The organism is Streptomyces sp. NPDC090106 (assembly GCF_044747265.1).
In the GTDB taxonomy this organism is placed as follows: Bacteria; Actinomycetota; Actinomycetes; order Streptomycetales; family Streptomycetaceae; genus Streptomyces.
Genome location: NZ_JBIVDS010000028.1, coordinates 35717 through 55091 on the forward strand (window position 1 = coordinate 35717; position 19375 = coordinate 55091).

Sequence of the window (19375 nt, forward strand, 5' to 3'; positions counted from 1 at the left end):
CCATGAGCAGTACCCCGCACCACGACGTCGACCAGGCCCTCGCCTACCCCGAGCCGCCCGCGCACCCGAACTGGCGGCACGGCAGGGCGAGGCCCCGGCCACTCACTCCCGCTCAGCGGCGGCGCAACCGTGAGCTCCTGGCCCTCGCGCTGCGGAAGCCGAGGGCCGCATGACCGCCGACCTCGACTGGCAGCAGGCCCTCGCCGCTGAGACCCGACCGCTGCACCTCACCCCGCTGGAAGAGCTCGCCTCCGCGGCCCGCGTCGCTGCACGCTGTGCCGGCGACAAGCACGACCTGGCGGAGCTCCTGGACGCGATCGGCGCACCCGCCGACCCCACCACCCTCACCGCGCTACTCCCCCTCCTTCCCCACACCGCCACTTCCGGAGATTCCATGACCACCCAGGCCCCCAGCGCCAACGCCTACGCGGCGGCCGCCGTCGACATGCTCACCGGCGGCGACAGCCCCGAGCAGGTCCGCGACACCCTTGGACTGTCCGACGCCGAACTCGCCGAAGCCGTCCAGGCCGCCGCACCGCCCGCCCCCGACGCGGACACGGAGACCAGCGCCGACGCCCCGGAGACGGCTGCCGTCCCCGCCAACGGCGCGGACTCCCCGACGATCGAGGTGCCCGTCACCATGAAGGCCACGCCGGAGGCGGGAATCGGGACGCTCCTGGTCTGGGGCGAGCAGCACACCGCGAAGAGCGTGCAGGCCCTCGCCGCCAAGGCCCGCGCAGCCCTGGCCGAACTCGCCGTACGCCGCGACACCGAACAGGCCGTCACCGAAGCCGAAGGCCGCGTCAGTCGGCTAGAGCGCGAACTCGCCCGCGCCCGGCAGGAGTTGCGGCAGGTCAAGGCCAGTAAGCCCGTACCGGCTGTCCTCGCCGTCCCGGCCCCGAGCGGCAAGCTCAGCAAGGAGCAGCTGGCCGCGATCCGGACCTGGGCGCGGGCCAACGGCCACCAGGTCGCCGACGCCGGAGTGATCCGCAAGCAGGTGGTCGACGCCTACTACGCCACCCACCCCACCACCTTGGTGGGGGCGAGCTGATGGACATCAAGGCGCTGGACATCGACGGTTTCCTCTTCACCATCCCCTCCCCCGGCAACGACCCGGGCACGGCCCGGTTCGAGCTGGTCGTCTCCCTCACCGATGACCTTGAGGACGACGTGACCTGGTCCTGCACCACCAGCGACCCGAGGATCGCGCACGCCCTGCTCACCGACATCAACCCCGGTGACCTGCTGCACGTCTCGGGGTTCCTCACCGAGTTCGACGACCCGGATCGGCCCGACCGGCTCCTCGTCGAGGCCCTGGAGGTGCTGGCGCCCGCACCGGCGCGGGACCTGCCAGAGATGGTCCTGGACTGGCACGGCGACTACATCGTCGTGTTCGACGCTGGCATCGAGACCGTCCCCGTCTTCACCGCGGCCGGGCAGTGGGTCGGCACGGCGGAAAGCCCCGACACGATCGGCACGCTGATCGAGATCCACGAGCGCGTGAACGGCACGGGCGAATGACGGACACCACCACCGCACAGCGCACCGTCCTGGAACGGTTCCCCGCCGGAGCTCCCCGCGGCTCGTGGCCGGCGGAAGAGTTCGCCGCCAGCCAGCGCGACCAAGGCGTTGCCGCCCGCGTCGTGATGGACCTCAACAGCGACCAGTTCCTCGTGGTCACCAACGCCCTCTGACCCTCCCCACCCCCTACGAGCGCCGCGCCCACCTCACAGCCGGGCGCGGCGCTCTCCCGTCCGCACTAAGGAGACCCCGCCCATGCGCATCACCATCCGCGTCGAACCCCGTCACGCCGACAACAGCACCTGCGAGCACGCGGTCAAGCCGTCAGGGAAACCTCGCGACCCCGCCTCCGGATGCCCCGGCCGCACCCAGTTCGCCGTCGTCTGCTCCGAACACGGCGACATCGCCCAGCCCCACCACGTCAAGCAGCTCGCCGAACCCGCGGTCACCAAGCACCGCCAAGAGCACCGGGCCGCCCTCACAGCGCGCTGACCCCCGAGACCCGGGAAACCCCGCGCGGTCGGCTTCGATGACAGCAGCTAGGGTCCGTTTTCAAACGGATCTTGCCCAGAGCAGGAATGATGCGAGAGAGAACGCTGCTTCGTAGGAGGTGGCGGTCTTGTCGTATCTGGTGGTGATGCCCCGGAAGCCTTTGAGGCGGTTGAAGCAGCGCTCAACTACGTTGCGTCGGCGGTAGATCTGCCGGTCGAATGCCGGTGGACGTCCGCCGCGGCGACCGCGGTTGTGGCGGTGTTGCTGCTGGTCGGCCTTTTCCGGGATGGTGCAGGAGATGCCTCGTTTGCGCCGGTAGGCGCGGGAGCCTCGGGAGCTGTAGGCCTTGTCGGCGATGACCTGGTCGGGTCGGCAGCGGGGGCGGCCCGGGCCGGTGCGGGGGACGCGGATCCGTTCCAGGAGAGGGCGTGCGCAGATGCTGTCATGGCGTTGGCCGGGTGTCAGCAGGATGGCGAGCGGGCGCCCTTTGCCGCCGCAGGCAAGATGGATTTTGGTGGTCAGTTCGCCGCGGGATCGGCCGAGGGCGTGATCGTATGGTTCGTCCGGTCGGTGGGTCCCCCTTTTCGCCCGGTGGCAGCGGCGTGCTGGAGAGCGCGGACGATGGTGGAGTCGATCTGGACGAGCCAGTCGATGTCGCCGGCCGCGTCCACGTGGGCCTGGATCTGCTGGAGTGCCCGGGTGAACACGCCGTCCAGGGCGTAGCGGCGGAAGCGGGTGTGGGCCGTCTGCCATGAGCTGTAACGTTCCGGCAGGTCACGCCAGGAGATCCCGGTCCGGATCTTGTAGACCATCCCGTTGACGACCTGCCGGTCCTCTACCCGCGGCTGGCCTGTCGCGGCCCGCGGTATGAGAGGCGCGAGTAACTCCCACTACTGATCGGTGAGTTCATGGCGACGCATCACCCCACCATGATCCACCAACCTGATGATCTTTGAAGACGGACCCTAGTGTGAAAAGACGGCCCGTCGACCGAATCGACGGGCCGAAAGCTGCAATTTCACTACCCAGCTGAATTTGAAACTTAGGTTATGCGTTGCCGTAATTCGACTTCAAGCATGAATAGTTAACGTCATTCTTCCTCAGGCAAAGCTTAATATAAACAACCCTCCCTTCCTGTACATTTGCAGAATTGGTATTGCAATTCCCTGAACCTCCCGCAAAGACGGATTTAATGAATGCGTCAGTGGAGTGGTCATACAAGCCGGCCCACGCACCGTATCCATCAGCGTCAGTGTCGCACGCGTTTAGTAGATCTCCGTACGATTCAAAGGTTGCAGTCGCAGCCAGATACCCAAGGTTCCATGTCATATCTATGTCCCCCTCTGCTGCGCTTGCCGATTGAGGGGAAAGGATCATAGCCGCGCACACGAAAGGCGCTACCGTCGCAAACTTCACCGAACGCAAAGTGATCCTCCTGGTATGGGGTATATAAAATTACCGCAGCTTCTGATTTGACCCAGATGCCGCCAGATCCTGCCGATCCTTACCTGTGCAGCAAATATCACCGAGAAAGAGTGACTGAATCACGTACGATAGTCACACTCTCAGATGGGGCAGCTATTTGAGATCCTATCCTGAGCATGACAATTGCCAACCTTCCTGCATCAACGGTGATGCACATCACTCTCGATGAGATAGCTGGCAGTGCGATTGAAGCTAGTGATGTTGAGCTTGATGCCCTTCATACTCTTGAGCGTTGTCGGGTACTCGCCCCGGGCAGTCTGAACAGGTTGGACATCGGTTTCCAGTTGCGAGCCGTTTCCAAGCGGGTGCCGCTGGCGTCGACCGCCTCGTCGAAGCGGCCCAGGTGGTGGAGGGCGTAGCCGATGCTGTCCCAGATCTCCGCCCGGTTGTTGTGGTTCTCCAGCCCTTCGCAGAGGGTCAGAGCCTCCTCGCAGTGCGCCAGGCCCTCCTCGTGACGGCCGAGTTGCGCGAGTTGCCAGCCGACCGAGTTGAGCGCGGAGGCCGTCGCGGCACGGTCACGCGGGGCGCTGCCGTTGCGGGCGGTCGCCACCCGCAGCAGTTCGAGGGCCTGCCTGGCGGCATCCAGCGCGGCGTCGAGGTCGCCGCAGTACGCCGCTGTCTCGCCGAGCCTGCGGTAGCCCTCGGCGCGTACGGCCTCGTTGCTGAGCGCGTTGAACAGGCCGACGGCCAGCTCCGCGTGTTCCCGGGCGGGCCCGAGATCACCCAGGCCGGTCAGGGCGGTGCTGAGGCCTCGGTGAGCGTAGGCGCGCGCGACCGGGTCGTCCAGCCGGAGCGCCGCGGTCATGGCGGACCGGTGGACGGCTTCCTTCTCCCGCCACAGCCCGCGGCTGTGTAGGTGGTTGGCCATGCTCCAGGCAAGTTGCCAGGCATAGGTGTCCAGGTGGTGACGGGCGGCTTCCTCGACGGCGCGTCTGCCCAAATACGGCAGCCTGTTCCCCACCGAGGTCCAGAGCGTCGCCACCACCAGCACCGACGCCCTGATCGACGCCATCAAGCACATCCAGCCGCTCATGGGCGAAGGCGACCCGATGCTCCTCGATGTCACCGACGGGCAGATCACCGTGCGCGCCGGAACCGACGACAAGGGTCGCAGCCGCGACCAGGTCCACGCCGACCTCGAAGGCGACCCGCTGACCCCCGCCTTCAACCCGGGGCTCCTGCTCAGGACTCTCCAGCAGATCGACGCGCCCTTCACCCAGTTCGGCTTCACCACCGCCACCAAGCCCGTTGTGCTGCACGCCCCCGAGCAGGCCGACATCTTCCGCGGCCTGGTCATGCCGATCCGCGTCACCCAGCCCAGCAACTGACCCACCCCCGCCCGCACCCTCGGGCGCCCCCATTCCTGCGGGTGCGGCTCCAGTGGCCCGGCGCACTCTCGCCGACAGGCTCGGACGCCCGCCGCACCGCGGCCGGCGCCCGGGCCTTCTTATTCCAGGAGGACTCGTGACGAACACCGAGCTCACCATTGGCAAGTCCAAGCCCGCGGACGCCACCCGATGACCGCCTCTGCGGCCACCGCCGACATTGTCGCCGAAGCCCTCGGTGCGGATCACCGCCAGGTGATGAGGCACGTAGTCAACGCGGTCGCCGATGCCCGCGGACTGAACAAGCCGTGGCCGGTGAACCTGACCGCAGATGCCGCGTCCAAGCTCACGAAACGGCTCGCCGACATACCCGACCTCGCCGCGTGGAGCGCCAGCGAACTCGGCACCCTGCGCGAGGAGTTACTCGCTTCCGGCGCGCGCAGCGCCTCCGGAAGCTGGTACACCCCGCCCCAGATCGCCCATCCCCTGACCCGGGCGGCCCTGAGCACCATCACCGACCTGCACCTGGACGACGACCCTGCCGACGTCCTCAACGTGTCGGTGCTGGATCCGGCATGCGGCAGCGGCGTGTTCCTCATCGCCGCCGCACGCATCCTCGCTACTGCCTACACGGCCCTGCTGTACGGCACCAACAACCCCGCCCCGCTCACCATTCAGGCAGTCATGGCCGACGTCATGCGCGCGTGCGTGTACGGCATCGACACCGACCCCGTCGCCGTCGACCTCGCCAAGTCGGCGTGCTGGCTGGAGACCGGTGGCTTCATGCCGATCGACTGGCTCGACAACAACATCATCGTCGGTGACGCGCTCACGGGAGACGTCCCCCCGGCCCTGGCCGGACGCCTCAACTCCCCCCGCCCGCTGGCGATCGTGGGCAACCCGCCCTACGAGGACAAGGCCAAAGGCGCCGCCCCCTGGATCGAGGCCCGCAGACCCAGCGCCAGGAAAACCCGGGCAGCAGACGAACTCTGGCGCCCCAGCCTGGACGAATTCCGGTACCCCGGGAACGGCCGCTTCGAATACGCGCTGTCCAACCTCTACGTCTACTTCTGGCGGTGGGCACTGTGGCGCTGCTTCGAAACCCGCCTGCACACCGGCGCCGTCGCCTTCCTCTCCCCTGCCGCCTGGCTTGCCGGAGACGCCTTCCTCGGCATGCGAGCCGAGATGCGCCGGGCCGCAGACCAAGGGCTGATCATCGACCTGACACCGGAGGGAATGCGCCCACCCGTACACACCCGCCTGTTCCCCGGGGTCGCGCAACCTCTGTGCGCGGCGCTGTTCTCACGGACCGACGGGCCCACCCCCAACCAGCCGGCCCAGGTGATGTGCGCGACCGTCTCCGGCAGCCGCGAGGACAAGCACCTGCAGTTCGATGCCCTCCTTCTCCCGAAAAAGCCCTGACCATCCCGCCCCGCTTACACCCAGAGGGCTCCACCGTCCTGCGGGGCGGCCGTCGACACCGCTCCGGCCGCCCCGCAGCACCACCAGCTCCCGCCATCCCAACACCGCGACGGAGAACCTCTTCATGACGGTCGACACCACCCAACTCACGCGCCTACGCACCCGGATGCTGGCCACCGCGTTCAGCAACGCCGACTTCTGGACCCAGCGCACGGCATTCCTCACCGACCAGGCGCTGGCCGCGCTGGCCCGCCGCGACCCCAGCGCAGCCGAAGACCTCGCCGCCCGGCTGACGGGCACGAAACCCCTGCACGACAGCCAGGTCCTGGCCGCGGCCGCCGACGCCGGGATCGACACCAGCAACTGGCCGGTACGCCGCGAGAAGGCCCGCGCCTACGCCAGCGAGGCCTACAGCCTGGGCTCGCCCACCGACCCGGCCGTCGACGCCCACCGCGTCTGGGCATCCCTCTACCACCACCACCCACAGCTGGCGCAAGCCCTGGCAACCTACCTCCGCGACCTGCCGCCCACCTGGCAGGAGGACCTCTTCACCCTCAGCCACGAAACCCGCAGCGCCCGCCTCGTCCCCGCCCCGCAGACCCTCCCGGAGGCCGCACCGTACGACCCGATGGACTGGGAAGACTGCCCGGCCTGCGTCGAAGCGGAGGATCAGTGCCGCTACCACCGCGGAGTGATCGCAGGCATGGACTACCAGCGCGACCTGATCACCACCGCCCTCACCGATGACACAGCCATCGACCAACTCCAGCAGCGCCAGAGCGAACTCGAGGCAAAGGCCGCCCACGCGAAGGCGGCGCAGCCGACAGCTGACGACGCCGGCGTCCCCGCCAACCGCTGAAGCCCCGGAGCGGCCGCACCCCAAGGCTGGCCGCCCCACCCCACCGCCACTCCCCTACGAAAGGACCGCTGTGCCCCGACAGACCGCCACCGCCACCGAAACCGATCGCCCCACGATCGTCGTGCTGTGCGGATCGACCCGCTTCTGGGACGAACTCACCGACGCCGCCCTGTACCAGACCGCGGCCGGCCGCATCGTCCTCTCCCCCGGCTGCAACCTCAAGCAGCCCCACCCCCTGTGGAACTCCCCCGACCAGGCCGACCGCCTCAAGCAGATGCTGGACACCCTGCACCTGCGGAAGATCGACCTCGCCGACGAGGTCCTGGTCGTCAACCCCGGCGGCTACATCGGCGACAGCACCGCCCGCGAGATCGACTACGCCCGCAGCCTCGGCAAGCCCATCCGCTACACCCACCCCGCAGACGACGGCGACAGCCATGGCTGACAGCACATCGATCGAGTGGACCGAGGCCACCTGGAACCCCACAACGGGCTGCGACCGGATCTCACCGGGATGCACCCACTGCTACGCGCTGAACCTGGCGAAGCGGCTGAAAGCCATGGGGCAGCCCAAGTACCAGCGCGACGGTGATCCCCGGACCAGCGGCCCCGGGTTCGCACTCACCATGCACGAGGACGCCCTGCTCGAGCCGCTGCGGTGGCGCCGGCCGCGCAAGGTGTTCGTGAACTCCATGAGCGACATCGGGCACGCCCGGGTCCCCGAAGCGTTCACGGCCAGGATCTTCGCGACGATGGCACTGGCGCAGCAGCACCAGTTCCAGGTGCTCACCAAGAGGCCACGACACCTGCGCCGCCTGCTGGAGTCGCAGAAGTTCGTGGACATGGTCTGGGCGGAGATGGAGCGGTTGTCCTCCGACGACACCGTTCCGCTGCCCCGGCTCGTGCGCTCAGGCGTGCGCCAGCGAGCCGCGCACTGGAACGCCCTGAGCCCGTGGCCACTGCCCAACGTCTGGATCGGCACGTCCATCGAATCCGACGAGTACTGCCGACGCGCTGTTGAGCTGCGGCGCACCCCGGCCGCCATCCGGTTCCTGTCCCTGGAGCCGATGCTAGGGCCGGTGCCATCCCTGGACCTGACAGCGATCGACTGGGTGATCGTCGGCGGCGAAAGCGGCCCGCAGCACCGGCCGTTGGACCTGGCGTGGGTGCGTGACATCCGGGACCTGTGTACCGATCGCCGGGTGGCCCTGTTCTTCAAACAGGTGGGCGGCCCCACCCCGAAAGCCGGCGGGCGCCTCCTGGACGGCCGCACCTGGAGCCAGTACCCGACCACAGCCGCAACCGAGGCGGCTGGAGCCTGACCTGCCGCCTCCACAGCCGAGCTTCCGTGGCCCGGCCAGCCGAGCCGGGCCACGCAGCACGACAGCCCCTATGTACCGGCACCTCCAGCGCCGAAGAGCGCTCCGGGACCTGGTCCGCAGCACTCCGACCGACAGCCCTCACCTCAGGAACTCACCCATGACCATCACCGACTCAAGCCCTTCAACCGCGGCCAACGCCCTGCTCGCCGCGCACCCCGACCTCTCCGCCGAGTCGATCGACGTCACCGATGTCCCCGGCCTCGGACTCACCGCCCTGATCCAAGTCGCCGGCCTGCCCGCCCTACAAGCCTGGGCACTCGCCCTGCACACCACTGCCCGCAGCACAGGCGCCAGCGCCTACGGCAACGACAACCCCCGCCAGGAGGACGGCCTACCCGACTGGATGTGGTGGCGGCTGACGTTCATCGACATCACAGTCGACCAGACACCCATCCGAATCTGGACCCTCGAAGCCACCGACCAGCCACGCACCTTGGCAGTCCTCCTGGCCTCCACCGCGCACACCCCCGCCGGCGCCACCACCTAACAGCCACCACCCCGGAGCGCCGCGACCGCCAGCAAGCGGGCGTGGCTCTCTCTCCTTACCCATGGCCAGTTCTTACGGCATCCGCACCTGGACGGCTGCGGATGCGAGTGGGGTGACACCTGGCGCATGCTGGGCATCACCCACTGCCCCCGGCGCTCTCCCCGGCACCGTCATGCGACACCCCGCTGCGGCACCCACCGCCGTCAGCATCCCCGACCCCGACACGGACGCGCCCGTGACCTGGGCGGCCTGACAGCCCCAAGGCCCGGCTCCCCCGCAATCAACTGCGAGGGAGCCGGGCCTTTTTGCGTTCCGGGGCCAACGAGGACCAGCGCCTGGCGAATTATCACGTCGTGATAGTTCGTGTGCCGTAGATGCCTCCAGGGGAGATCGCGGCCCCAGGCCGAATCATCACGGGAACAGTCGTGAGCCGCCCTGAACCGAGTGCGGAAGAGGATCCTGCCGACTGAGGCTGCGATAGGCGAAGTGCCGGATGAGAGACCAGCACACGACCTCGACGAGACACCGGACTGTCAGCCGACAGGTCCGATGCTCGTCACCTACGCCAACTATCACGGCGTGATAGTTGGCAGGAGCCCAGCCGGGTGAAACGGCATCAGACATAGTGAACCGGATGCCACAGACACATCATGAGTCAGTAAGGTGACGTCATGGCCTCTCCATACCCTGACGGAGACCGGGAAAAGGTGGCGTCCAAGCTTCCCCCGGCGCTCCAGCGAGAACTGAAGATCCGGTGTGCCGAACTCGTCCTGGACATCCAGGACGCTGTCGAAGCAGCCATCATCGCCTGGCGCTCCAGCACCGGCCCATTCCCTGACATCGACACAGCGGGCGCCAAGTCCTTCTCTCCGTGGCTTCCTCCCGGCCTGTACGACGACTTCAGGGAGACGTGCGGCAGCCGCGGCGTCTCCTACACCCAAGGTCTGGCGCAGAGCATCAGCGAGTGGCTCCGGGAACACCCGTCGCCCAAGGACGCTGCCCGCCCCACCGACCCCCAGCGGATCGTCGTCGCGAATCAGAAGGGCGGTGTCGGCAAGACTTCTGTGTCCCTCGGGCTCGGAGAGGCCTATGCCGAAGACCCTGAAGCCGGACACCAAGCGCTCTCCCAGTTCGTCGAGTCGCTCGCATACAGCGACCTGAAGCGGATGGGCAAGTCCAAGACCCAACTGCTGGACATGCTGGCGGAACTCACCGTCGGCGGCCGCCGTGTCCTGGTCGTCGACTACGACCCGCAAAGCCACCTCAGCGACCAGCTCGGCATCCCCCAGATCCGCCCGGGCGGCGAGAGCCTCGCCCGCCACATGGTCGGCGAATCAGACGGAGACCTGCGGGACCTCATCGTGACCATCGACGATCCCCGCTTCGAGCGCCGCCTGCACGTGCTGCCCGGCGCGTTCGACGGATTCGTCCTCGACTCCAAACTCGCTCTCACCGCCGCCCAGTCACGCGGATTCCAAAAGGAAATCGCCCTGGAGCGGGCCCTGCGCCCCATCGAGAGCGACTACGACGTCGTCATCATCGACTGCCCGCCCAGCCTGGGGCTGTCCATGGACGCCGGCCTCTACTACGCACGCCGACGCCGCAACGAGAGGCCTGGCCGCTCCGGCGTCCTGATTCCCGTGCAAGCCGAGGACTCGTCAGCGACCGCCTACAACATGCTCGTCGAGCAGATCGAGGACCTCCGCAAGGACCTCGTGCTGGACATCGACTACCTCGGTCTGGTCGTCAACCAGTACGACTCCCGGCGCGGCTACGTCGCCACCTCTTCCCTGGAACAGTGGGGCAGCCTCGCCGACCAGCAAGTCCTGGCGGTCCTGGACGACCTGAAGGAACAGCGTGAAGCGGTCCGCATGAAGCAGCCGCTCCTGTCGTACGCACCGGCCAGCAAGCAGGCCAACACCATGAGGCTGATCGCGATGGGGGCAGCGAAGTGAGCAAGGCCGACCGTCTCGGCAGCGGCAGCGCATTCGGTGCGGCATCAACTGCCCGCAGCTCTCGCCGCACAGTCATCGATGACACCATCGGCGGCGGCGACGCGTCCACAGCGGCAATCACCGACCTGCCCGTCACCCGGATCAGCGACAACCCCGACAACCCGCGCAACCACCTCCGCAGCCTGGACGAGACCACTGCCTCCGTGCGCGAAGTCGGCGTCATCCTCCCTATCGTCGTATCCACTATCGAGGCCTACCTGCGCGACCGGCCCCATCGGGCCGACGACCTGGACGACGGCACCCACTACGTCCTCATCGACGGCCACCGCCGCCTCGAAGCGGCCCGACGCGCCGGCCTCGCCACAATCCCGGTGAGAGTCGACGACGCCCGCGTCAGCACAGACGAGACTCTCCTCGAGGCCGCCTTCATTGCGAACTACCACCGCGATGACATGACACCGCTGGAGGAAGCCCATGCCCTTCAGCAGCTGGTCGACTACTACGGCTCCCAGACGAAGGCCGCCAAACGACTCGGAATCCCTCAGGCCACCATCTCCAGCAAACTGTCACTTCTGAAGCTCTCACCCGAACTTCAGAAGGACCTGATGACCGGCGCCCGAGCGGAGGAACACGTCCGCAACCTCGGCAAGCTGTCAGCCGATGAACAGAAGGAGAAGGCAGACGAGCGGGCAGAGACGGCCCGCCGCAAGGCCAAGCAGAAGCCACCGGCAGACCAACTATCACGCCGTGATAATCACGAAGCGGCACCGTCCACGGCCGAGCCGACGGACCAACTATCACGCCGTGATAATCACGAGGCAGCCGAGACCGAGCAGTCAGTCCCCGAACCACGCTCACACGACGACGCACCGACCGGAGCCGACCAAACCGCGGACGCTCCAGGACAACCGTCAAAGCTGCCGTACGACCAGCCGACCTTCATCGCCATGCACCTCGCACGCAAGATGGAAGAACCCCACTTCTTCGAGATGCTGCAGCTCCTGAACGGGATGGCGCACGAACGAAATCCTGAGGAGTTCAGGAAGATCTTGCAGTCGTTCAGCACAGATGCGTCAGCCACTCAAGCTGACTGACTTCCCGACAACACGCATACGGCCCTGCGCCCAGAGGAGCTGGAGCAGGGCCGCTGTCATGCTTCCAGCCGACCTCGAGACCCGCAGAGCTTTCGTTCAACCGGGCCCGGCTGAACGGAACTTGCCTCAGGCAACGCGTGCGAGCCGCTAGAAGACGTATGGCAACAACGAAGTCGGCAGACGACGAGACGGCCTTGGCAGAGGGAATGTGGCGCGCCACAGACCTGCTGCAGGCCTACCTCTCAGAGGACCCCGTCCGAGTCCTGGCCGGTCTGGAGGGCCTGAACGTTGAGCAGCTGACGCACACGCTCGGCTGGCAGATCGTGGACCACGACATCCTCTTCGAGGACCTGGGGGAGCCGTCGATGTCTGCCTCGCTCCTGGACCAGGTCGCGGCGCTGGCTCCGCTGGAGTGCGAGTTCATGATGACCACCGCGGTGCGCAGGGCCGTAGCCGCGGGCACCGGGCTGATCGCGGGAGGACTGGACGAGTTTCCCCTGGACGCCCAGATCCACGCGCTCACTGTGCTCGTGGCCGTCATGCTCCTGCGGGCTCACGGTCGCGACGAAGCCTTGAGATTTGTTGCCGCGTCCGCAGCCGACTTTGTTCGCCGCGGGCATCCGCGTCCCTATCCGGCGCCCTGAACCCGGACCCTGTGCACCGGGTAAGGACTTTGGGAGCGGTGGTGGTCCACCGTGACGTGAGCGCGCGTAGGGCCGGACGGGTATGGGCCTCACAGCAGTTGCCTGGTGGCCTCGCTAGTGCTGGCTGGTGTCGTCCGGGTCGTGATGTGAGGGCTGCCGGAGAGCGATGACATTTGCTTCCGGCTCGGGGTCGCCTCCCGTCTGACGGGCGCCCGAGAAGAAGGTTCGGCCGCTGCTCCCGTCTGGTGGGACGCCCCGCCGATCGGCCCTTCTTGCAGGTCAGAGTCGTGTGGCGTGGTCTGCATGACAGTGGATATCAGGGTGATCCGGGCCGGTCGGATGTACGGCTATTACCTGCGCGAGACCGTTGTCGGTGACGGCCGCCGCCCGGCCCGCACGCCGTTGCGCGCTGCCCAGAAGCGAGCCGGTGTCCCGGTGGGGCGATGGGTGGGCCGCGGTCTGGCCGTGCTCGGACTGGCACCCGGCGAGGAGGTCACCGAGGCGCAGTTGCGGAACCTGTTCGGCGAGCGGGGTCGGCACCCGGACGCGGACCAGATCGAGGCCGACCGGCTCGCCCAGGGCGATTCCCCGACGAAGGCGTTCAAGGCCGGTGCGCTCGGGCGCCGGGTGATGGTCACGGGGGTCGACTTCGTGTTCCGGCCGCAGCCGTCGATCTACCTTCTGTGGGCGTTGGGGGAGGAGGAGACCGGGCGGGTGATCGAGGCCGCGCACGAGCGGGCGATTGAGCGGGTGCTGGAGTGGATCGAGGACGAGGTGGCGGTGATCCGGTACGGCAAGGACGGCATCTACCGGGTGCGGCCGCCCGGCGGTCTGGTCGCCGCGCGCTTCCGCCACTACGAGGCACGGTCGGGGATGCCGCTGCTCCATGACCATGTGCTTCTGTCGGTGAAGGGGCAGCGCCTGGACGGGCAGTGGGGCTCGATCCACACCCTGGCCCTGCACGAGAACACCGTGGCGGCCTCCGCGCTCTACAACGAGGTCGTGGCCGCGGAGGTCTGCGGGGCGCTGGGGCTGGCGACCGAGCCGCGCACCGTCACCCCGGGGCGCCGGCCGGTGATGGAGATCGCCGGGGTGCCGCACGAGCTGATCCGCTGGACGTCCCGGCGCAGCGACCAGATTGCCGCCTGCCTGGCCGTGTTGGAGCACGAGTACGTCACCGCCGTCGATGACGACGGCGGGCCGCGGTTCCTGCCCGTGGTCTCCGAGCGGGCCCGCGCCAAGCTGAACGCCATGGCCGCCCGCAGGACCCGCCCGCCCAAGCAGTCGGCCCGGCCGCTCGCGCAGCTGCGCGCGTGGTGGAAGGCGAGCGCGATCCTCACCTCCGGGGTCGCCGCCGACATCATCACCTCCCTCCTCGAGCACGCCCGTGCCGCGGCCGCGGCGATCCGGGCCCGGGTTACTGCAGTGGTCGATGTCGCCCTGGCGGCCGTCGACGTCACCGCGACGGTGTTCGTGATGAACGGCGGCGGCTGCTTCCACCGCCGGCACCTGCTCGCCGAAGCCCGCCGCCACCTCGCCCTCGTCCTGCGCGGCCGGCGCCGCGACCCCGGACTGGACGACCGCATCGTGGCCGCCGCCATCTCCACCCACTGCCTGGACATCAGCGAGCCGAAGACCGTACGCGGCCTGGAGTCCGGCTACCGCCTCTACACCGTCCGGTGGGACCTGTCCTGCCTCCCCGCCCGGCGCTGCCCGCCCGCTTCCGCGTCGGGCCCGGACCGCCAACCTCCGGCCGATCCGGGCGAGCTGGCCGTGTCCCGGCCTCTCGGCCAGGACGCGGGGGAGTGGGGGATACCCCGCATCCCGCTGCAGTATGAGCGGGCCGTCCTGGCCGGTGCGGTGCTGCGGGAGAAGCTGCGCACCACCACCGTGCGGGGCCGGGCGTACGACGTCGTCGCCCACCAGCAGGCGGCGATGCCCGAGCAGTTGCTCGCCCGCCCGGCCGCCGATGCCGAGCACGACGACCAGGAACCGGGAGCCGGACACCAGGATGCGATCGCCATGACGGCGCTGCGGGCCCTGCGGGAGTCCCGCACGGACGTGGAAGCCCTCGACCTCACAGCCGACCGGCTGCGCCGCCTCCAGGACGCGTTCATCAAGGCGGCCGACGACTCCCGCGTCCGCACCAGCCGCCACACCGGCCAGCACGACGCCGACGCCGTGCGCCCGGAGCGCCAGGACGGCCAACAGGCGCACCGCCCGCAGGAGCCCGGACCGCACCGCGGCCGGGAGACCGGCCACTGAGCGGACCCGATGGAGCGCACCGACGATGTCCGGCTCCGCTTGAAGCCGAGTCCTTCGCCAGGCAGCGGTCCGGAGGTTGCGGTGGCGCTCCTGGTTCTCGCCACCGGGTTCCTGATCGCAGTCTTCCTCCACGCCCTGACCGTCTAGAGCTGTCTCGTCTGCTGGCCGATGTGTGGCGCGTCGGCAATCCTCCGCAGCAGGACGGAACCCCCGCGCCGCCCCACCGAAGCCGGTGGGGCGGCGCCCTGCTTTCAGTGGGCGAGGGTGACGTCGACCGGGGTGTTGGGGCAGTGGGCGAGCACGCTGGTGAGGGTGGTCTGTTCGGCTGGGTCGATGGCGAGGTTCCAGCGGGTTTTGATGGTGATCCAGTCGGTGGCGTAGGTGCACGTGTAGCCGGCGGACGGGGGCATCCAGGTGGCGGGGTCCTGGTCGGCTTTGCTGCGGTTGGATGCCGCAGAGACGGCGATCAGGGCGCGTGCGTCGTCCAGGTCGTTGGCGTACGCCTGCCGCTCAAGGGAGGTCCAGGCCGAGGCACCGGAGTCCCACGCTTCGGCGAGGGGGACCAGGTGGTCGATGTCGAGCCCACCCGCGGCGTCGAAGTAGCGGTCGTCGTAGGGGGAGTACCACCGGCCCCCGGTGAGCGCGCACCGGGCGCCTTGCTCCGGAGCGAGCAGCGCCTCGGCCTTGAGGACTTCGGCCCGGGTGGAGCAACCGTCCTTGTCGGCGTCGATCCAGTGCCGGAACCTGGCGCGCTCGTACCCGGTGCGGTCCTCCCGCGCGAGGGGCAGCGCGGCGAGCGCGTCTCGGACGGGCAGGACGACGTGGTCGCCGGGCCCGGCGGCGGCGTGCGCGGAGGCGGTGGGGGCGAGCAGGGCTGCGAGTGTGCAGGCGACGCCGGCCGCGGAGCGCCAGACGGTGGGGGAGGGCACGAGAGGGTGCTCGCTTTCGGAAGGTCGGCGAAGAAGGCTTCGTGATCTTCGTAGCGAGCTGGGCGTCCGCGGCGGGGGTGATCGGCTGTCATGTCACCTGCACGGGCGGTTAGTCAGATCGGCGAGGAGCCCTCACCGTCTGTGCCCACGCTCCTGGAGGTGAATTGGCCCTTTCTCGGATCTTGTGTGGCTGTCAGCCACGTTCGACCGGGCAGTGCGAGGGGTACGCGACAGAAGGCCCTTCCCGCACCGGAGTTGGAGTGAAGGCGGCGAGCGGGTGGGCGCCGGCGGCGCCCTTGTTCTTGGGGTGACGCAGGTGCACGGCATGCGCAGCTCGCTCTCGCCCGTCGTGCGGAGCCTGCGGCTGGCCGCTTCGATGCCGTGCCTCCAGTAGGGGGCCTCGAGGTCGATGACGCGCAGGCGGACGATCTGAGGGAGCGCGGCGGGTCTCGGTGCGGGGCGAAGCGCAGGACGCCGGCCGCGGCGGCGTCGACCGGGACGACGGCCTGCTCCTGGCCGTCGACATCCCCGTCGCCGTCCCGGCCGTCCCGGTCGGCAGCCGGGCGGGAAGCGCGCTGCGGAGCGGCCAGGGCCTCGATCGTCTCCGTGTCGTGGGCCCGCAGCGCATCCAGGGTCTTCGCGAGGGTGCCGTAGGCGGAGGTGAGGAGTGGGTCCGCGTCCTGGGAGAGGGAGACGACGGGGCGGGTGCGCAGGAGGCGGCCGCTCCGTCCGCACGGTGTCGATCATGCTGCCGGGCGGCCTGTGAACACCATCCAGGGCGGGGTCAGGTGGTGGGGTCCTGGTTGGCGATGAGGTCGAGGAGTTGGTCGGGGGTGAGGGTGGCGAGGTCGATGGTGCGGTCTTCGTGTACGAGGCGGACCGTGGTCTGCTGCGCGTTGAGTTGTCGGGCGTGTTCGATGAGTTCGCCGGCGCGGCGTCGTTTGAGGATCCGGTCGGTGATGTCCGCAACGGCGAGCATGGCTGAGGGGACGGACACGATCAGGGAGGCGACCGCGACGGGATCGACGCCCTTGTCGTCCCGGCCGCCGGCCGGCTCCGCCGGCGGTAGGGGCTCGGGAGGGTAGCCCCAGCTCCCGGTCAGCGTGGTGAGGCTCTTCTCGGCGGCTTCGATGCCCGCTCCGGCAAACTCGATGATCATCAATCCTCAGTCTCCTCGTCAGTGGCTTTCAACAGCTCATCGAGCTGTTCAACAAAGCTCGCGAGACTGATCTTGAGGGCAGCGGCTCGGCTCGCCTCAAAGACCTGTCGCGCCTGTCTGCGGTCGCCTGCAACCAAGAGAAGTTGCCCCAAGGCAGCCCCGACGACCGCGATGCCATCGGGCCGTTGTAGCTTCAGAAAGAGCTGAAACGAGGTGACCAGCCTCGGCGTCGCCGCGTCGAAGTCCTCGCGCCTCAAATCGAAGTGTGCAAGTTCCCAGTTGGTTGCCGCTATACCGTCCACGTCCCCGAGCCGCTCATTGACTTCCAAGCGCTTGAGCTGCAGTTCGAGTGCTTCGTCGGTGTCGCCGCGCTGCTGGAGGATGTCGGCGATTCTTCCCCAGGTGATGGCGGTGGAGCGGGTGTCGCCGATGCGTTGGTATGTGGGCAGGGCGACGTCGCGGTGGATGCGGAGTGCTTCGTCGGTGTCGCCGCGTTGGTGGTGGATGTCGGCGATTTTTCCCCAGGTGATGGCGGTGGAGCGGGTGTCGCCGATGCGTTGGTATGTGGGCAGGGCGACGTCGCGGTGGATGCGGAGTGCTTCGTCGGTGTCGCCGCGTTGGTGGTGGATGTCGGCGATTTTTCCCCAGGTGACTGCGATCGAGCGGGTGTCGCCGATGCGTTGGTATGTGGGCAGTTCGACTTCGCGGCGGATGCGGAGTGCTTCGTCGACGTCGCCGTGCTGCTGGAGGATGTCGGCGATTTGGCCCCAGGTGATGGCGGTGGAGCGGGTGTCGCCGATGCGTTGGTATGTGGGCAGTTCGACTTCGCGGCGGATGCGGAGTGCTTCGTCGGTGTCGCCGCGCTGCTGGAGGATGTCGGCGACTTTTCCCCAGGTGACTGCGATCGAGCGGATGTCGCCGATGCGTTGGTATGTGGGCAGTTCGACTTCGCGGTGGATGCGGAGTGCTTCGTCGGTGTCGCCGCGCCGCTGGAGGATGTCGGCGATTTTTCCCCAGGTGATGGCGGTGGAGCGGGTGTCGCCGATGCGTTGGTATGTGGGCAGGGTTACTTCGCGGTGGATGCGGAGTGCTTCGTCGGTGTCGCCGCGTTGGTGGTGGATGTCGGCGATTTTTCCCCAGGTGATGGCCGTCTCGCGTGTGTCGCCGATGCGTTGGTATGTGGGCAGGGCGACGTCGCGGCGGATGCGGAGTGCTTCGTCGGTGTCGCCGTGCTGCTGGAGGATGTCGGCGATTTGGCTCCAGGTGATGGCGGTGGAGCGGGTGTCGCCGATGCGTTGGTATGTGGGCAGTTCGACTTCGCGGCGGATGCGGAGTGCTTCGTCGGTGTCGCCGCGTTGGTGGTGGATGTCGGCGATTTTTCCCCAGGTGATGGCGGTGGAGCGGGTGTCGCCGATGCGTTGGTATGTGGGCAGGGCGACGTCGCGGTGGATGCGGAGTGCTTCGTCGGTGTCGCCGCGTTGGTGGTGGATGTCGGCGATTTGGCTCCAGGTGATGGCCGTCTCGCGGGTGTCGCCGATGCGTTGGTATGTGGGCAGTTCGACTTCGCGGTGGATGCGGAGTGCTTCGTCGAGGTTGCCCCGCTGCTGGTGGATGTCGGCGATTTTTCCCCAGGTGATGGCGGTGGAGCGGGTGTCGCCGGTGTTGGTGAACTGTTGGAGGGCTTGGTGGAGCAGGTTCTCGGCTTGGCCGAGATCGCCGCGGGTGATGAGGCGGTTGGCGTGGTCGTAGAGGAGTGCGGCGTGGTCGGCGGGGTCGGTGTGCTGGTCGCTGGTCCCGCTCTGCTGGATGGCGCGGTGGAGGAGGGTGTCGGCGTGGTTGCCGTCGCCGCTGGTGGCGGCCGCGGCGGCGACAACCCTCAGCAGGGTGAGGGGGACTGTGTGGTGGTGTTGGTCGAGGAGGGCGATCGCCTGCTGGCCGAGTGCAGCGGCGGTGGCGGCGGGTCCTTCCCGCAGGGCGTCCACGGCGGCGGTGGCGCAGTGGGCGGTGATGTCCGGGTGGTCGGCGGTCAGGGCGAGCCGGGTCAGCTGGAGGTCCATGTCCTGGCTGCGGTGGGGTTGGGGTGTGGGGCCGCCCCAGGCTGTATACAGCGCTTCGACGGCCAGGCCGGCGAGGGTGGTGTGTTCGCCGGGGGTGAGGGGGGTGAGGCGTCCGGCGGTGAGTGCGTTGACGGCCAGGGCCGGGGTGCGGGGGTGGTGTGGGTCGGGGAAGGTGTCGAGGAGGCCGAGGCCGCGCAGGCGGGCGGCTGATCCGCCGACGGCGTCGGCGAGGGTGTCGATGACGGGGTGGGGGACGGGGAGGGTGAACAGGGTGCAGGCCCGCAGCAGTGCCTGGTGGG

20 protein-coding genes are annotated in these 19375 nt (G+C 68.4%); 15 read left to right on the forward strand and 5 right to left on the reverse strand.

Annotated elements, in window-relative coordinates; translation table 11 throughout:
• Positions 1 to 2: 2 nt before the first annotated feature.
• The 5 genes from ACIPSE_RS45455 to ACIPSE_RS45475 all read left to right on the forward strand — a co-directional run bounded on the left by ACIPSE_RS45455 (position 3) and on the right by ACIPSE_RS45475 (position 2013).
• The gene (locus ACIPSE_RS45455; RefSeq protein WP_401675735.1) at positions 3 to 173 is read left to right on the forward strand and encodes a hypothetical protein; all 171 of its coding nucleotides are present in this window, start codon (positions 3 to 5) and stop codon (positions 171 to 173) included.
• Positions 170 to 1051, forward strand: a complete 882-nt coding sequence (locus tag ACIPSE_RS45460; RefSeq protein WP_401675737.1) for a histone-like nucleoid-structuring protein Lsr2 — start codon at positions 170 to 172, stop codon at positions 1049 to 1051. The genes ACIPSE_RS45455 and ACIPSE_RS45460 overlap by 4 nt, the downstream gene beginning before the upstream one ends.
• Positions 1051 to 1521, forward strand: coding sequence for a hypothetical protein (locus ACIPSE_RS45465; RefSeq protein ID WP_401675739.1), 471 nt, complete (start codon positions 1051 to 1053; stop codon positions 1519 to 1521). Before ACIPSE_RS45460 ends, ACIPSE_RS45465 begins: the two co-directional genes overlap by 1 nt.
• Positions 1518 to 1694, forward strand: coding sequence for a hypothetical protein (locus ACIPSE_RS45470; protein ID WP_401675741.1), 177 nt, complete (start codon positions 1518 to 1520; stop codon positions 1692 to 1694). The genes ACIPSE_RS45465 and ACIPSE_RS45470 overlap by 4 nt, the downstream gene beginning before the upstream one ends.
• An 82-nt stretch (positions 1695 to 1776) precedes the next feature.
• Positions 1777 to 2013 carry a hypothetical protein gene (locus tag ACIPSE_RS45475; protein ID WP_401675743.1) on the forward strand — a complete coding sequence of 79 codons (237 nt, stop codon included), beginning with the start codon at positions 1777 to 1779 and terminating at the stop codon, positions 2011 to 2013.
• Positions 2014 to 2073: 60 nt separating this feature from the next.
• Here ACIPSE_RS45475 and ACIPSE_RS45480 read toward each other — a convergent pair.
• Together ACIPSE_RS45480 and ACIPSE_RS45485 are read right to left on the reverse strand one after the other, a co-directional pair.
• Positions 2074 to 2882 (reverse strand): IS5 family transposase gene (locus ACIPSE_RS45480; RefSeq protein WP_401675769.1). Its coding sequence is split into 2 segments (ribosomal slippage): positions 2074 to 2601 and positions 2604 to 2882, totalling 807 coding nucleotides; the frame shifts between segments, so codons are not numbered across the junction.
• Positions 2883 to 3715: 833 nt separating this feature from the next.
• Positions 3716 to 4531, reverse strand: a complete 816-nt coding sequence (locus ACIPSE_RS45485; RefSeq protein WP_401675745.1) for a tetratricopeptide repeat protein — start codon at positions 4529 to 4531, stop codon at positions 3716 to 3718.
• On the opposite strand from ACIPSE_RS45485, the gene ACIPSE_RS45490 reads away from it, so the two are divergent.
• The 10 genes from ACIPSE_RS45490 to mobF all read left to right on the forward strand — a co-directional run bounded on the left by ACIPSE_RS45490 (position 4500) and on the right by mobF (position 14931).
• Positions 4500 to 4826: a hypothetical protein gene (locus ACIPSE_RS45490; protein ID WP_401675771.1), complete on the forward strand. Its 327-nt coding sequence runs from the start codon at positions 4500 to 4502 to the stop codon at positions 4824 to 4826. The genes ACIPSE_RS45485 and ACIPSE_RS45490 overlap by 32 nt on opposite strands.
• Before the next feature lie 189 nt (positions 4827 to 5015).
• Positions 5016 to 6245: an N-6 DNA methylase gene (locus ACIPSE_RS45495; protein ID WP_401675746.1), complete on the forward strand. Its 1230-nt coding sequence runs from the start codon at positions 5016 to 5018 to the stop codon at positions 6243 to 6245.
• Positions 6246 to 6369: 124 nt separating this feature from the next.
• On the forward strand, positions 6370 to 7104 hold the full coding sequence (locus tag ACIPSE_RS45500) for a hypothetical protein (RefSeq protein WP_401675748.1): 735 nt from the start codon (positions 6370 to 6372) through the stop codon (positions 7102 to 7104).
• Positions 7105 to 7174: 70 nt separating this feature from the next.
• A complete protein-coding gene (locus ACIPSE_RS45505) occupies positions 7175 to 7549 on the forward strand; it encodes a hypothetical protein (protein ID WP_401675750.1) in 375 nt (124 codons plus the stop codon).
• Complete coding sequence (locus ACIPSE_RS45510) at positions 7542 to 8426, forward strand: DUF5131 family protein (protein WP_401675751.1); 885 nt, start codon at positions 7542 to 7544, stop codon at positions 8424 to 8426. Before ACIPSE_RS45505 ends, ACIPSE_RS45510 begins: the two co-directional genes overlap by 8 nt.
• Positions 8427 to 8583: 157 nt before the next feature.
• Complete coding sequence (locus tag ACIPSE_RS45515; RefSeq protein ID WP_401675753.1) at positions 8584 to 8973, forward strand: hypothetical protein; 390 nt, start codon at positions 8584 to 8586, stop codon at positions 8971 to 8973.
• 671 nt (positions 8974 to 9644) lie between these two features.
• Entirely contained in the window at positions 9645 to 10928 is a 1284-nt protein-coding gene (locus ACIPSE_RS45520) for a ParA family protein (RefSeq protein ID WP_401675755.1), read from the forward strand.
• Positions 10925 to 12022 (forward strand): ParB/RepB/Spo0J family partition protein, encoded by a 1098-nt coding sequence (locus ACIPSE_RS45525; protein ID WP_401675757.1) that lies wholly within the window; start codon positions 10925 to 10927, stop codon positions 12020 to 12022. Before ACIPSE_RS45520 ends, ACIPSE_RS45525 begins: the two co-directional genes overlap by 4 nt.
• Positions 12023 to 12180: 158 nt before the next feature.
• Positions 12181 to 12666, forward strand: coding sequence for a hypothetical protein (locus ACIPSE_RS45530; RefSeq protein WP_401675759.1), 486 nt, complete (start codon positions 12181 to 12183; stop codon positions 12664 to 12666).
• Between the two features lie 303 nt (positions 12667 to 12969).
• Positions 12970 to 14931 (forward strand): MobF family relaxase, encoded by a 1962-nt coding sequence (gene mobF / locus ACIPSE_RS45535; protein WP_401675761.1) that lies wholly within the window; start codon positions 12970 to 12972, stop codon positions 14929 to 14931.
• Positions 14932 to 15182: 251 nt separating this feature from the next.
• On the opposite strand, the gene ACIPSE_RS45540 is transcribed toward mobF, so the two are convergent.
• From ACIPSE_RS45540 to ACIPSE_RS45550, 3 genes are all read right to left on the reverse strand, one after another.
• Positions 15183 to 15860, reverse strand: a complete 678-nt coding sequence (locus ACIPSE_RS45540; protein ID WP_401675763.1) for an HNH endonuclease family protein — start codon at positions 15858 to 15860, stop codon at positions 15183 to 15185.
• Between the two features lie 784 nt (positions 15861 to 16644).
• Positions 16645 to 17019 carry a hypothetical protein gene (locus ACIPSE_RS45545; RefSeq protein WP_401675765.1) on the reverse strand — a complete coding sequence of 125 codons (375 nt, stop codon included), beginning with the start codon at positions 17017 to 17019 and terminating at the stop codon, positions 16645 to 16647.
• On the reverse strand, positions 17019 to 19375 hold a 2357-nt coding region (locus tag ACIPSE_RS45550; protein WP_401675767.1), incomplete at its 5' end, for a tetratricopeptide repeat protein. The genes ACIPSE_RS45550 and ACIPSE_RS45545, both read right to left, overlap by 1 nt.

Excerpts from the sequence above, each read along its gene's own strand:
- ACIPSE_RS45510 (WP_401675751.1), top strand. The coding sequence starts at position 7,542 with ATGGCTGACAGCACATCGATCGAGTGGACCGAGGCCACCTGGAACCCC.
- ACIPSE_RS45515 (WP_401675753.1), top strand. The coding sequence starts at position 8,584 with ATGACCATCACCGACTCAAGCCCTTCAACCGCGGCCAACGCCCTGCTC.
- ACIPSE_RS45485 (WP_401675745.1), bottom strand. The coding sequence starts at position 4,531 with ATGAGCGGCTGGATGTGCTTGATGGCGTCGATCAGGGCGTCGGTGCTG.
- ACIPSE_RS45475 (WP_401675743.1), top strand. The coding sequence starts at position 1,777 with ATGCGCATCACCATCCGCGTCGAACCCCGTCACGCCGACAACAGCACC.
- ACIPSE_RS45465 (WP_401675739.1), top strand. The coding sequence starts at position 1,051 with ATGGACATCAAGGCGCTGGACATCGACGGTTTCCTCTTCACCATCCCC.
- ACIPSE_RS45470 (WP_401675741.1), top strand. The coding sequence starts at position 1,518 with ATGACGGACACCACCACCGCACAGCGCACCGTCCTGGAACGGTTCCCC.
- ACIPSE_RS45545 (WP_401675765.1), bottom strand. The coding sequence starts at position 17,019 with ATGATCATCGAGTTTGCCGGAGCGGGCATCGAAGCCGCCGAGAAGAGC.
- ACIPSE_RS45495 (WP_401675746.1), top strand. The coding sequence starts at position 5,016 with ATGACCGCCTCTGCGGCCACCGCCGACATTGTCGCCGAAGCCCTCGGT.
- ACIPSE_RS45520 (WP_401675755.1), top strand. The coding sequence starts at position 9,645 with ATGGCCTCTCCATACCCTGACGGAGACCGGGAAAAGGTGGCGTCCAAG.
- ACIPSE_RS45455 (WP_401675735.1), top strand. The coding sequence starts at position 3 with ATGAGCAGTACCCCGCACCACGACGTCGACCAGGCCCTCGCCTACCCC.
- ACIPSE_RS45460 (WP_401675737.1), top strand. The coding sequence starts at position 170 with ATGACCGCCGACCTCGACTGGCAGCAGGCCCTCGCCGCTGAGACCCGA.
- mobF (WP_401675761.1), top strand. The coding sequence starts at position 12,970 with ATGACAGTGGATATCAGGGTGATCCGGGCCGGTCGGATGTACGGCTAT.
- ACIPSE_RS45500 (WP_401675748.1), top strand. The coding sequence starts at position 6,370 with ATGACGGTCGACACCACCCAACTCACGCGCCTACGCACCCGGATGCTG.
- ACIPSE_RS45530 (WP_401675759.1), top strand. The coding sequence starts at position 12,181 with ATGGCAACAACGAAGTCGGCAGACGACGAGACGGCCTTGGCAGAGGGA.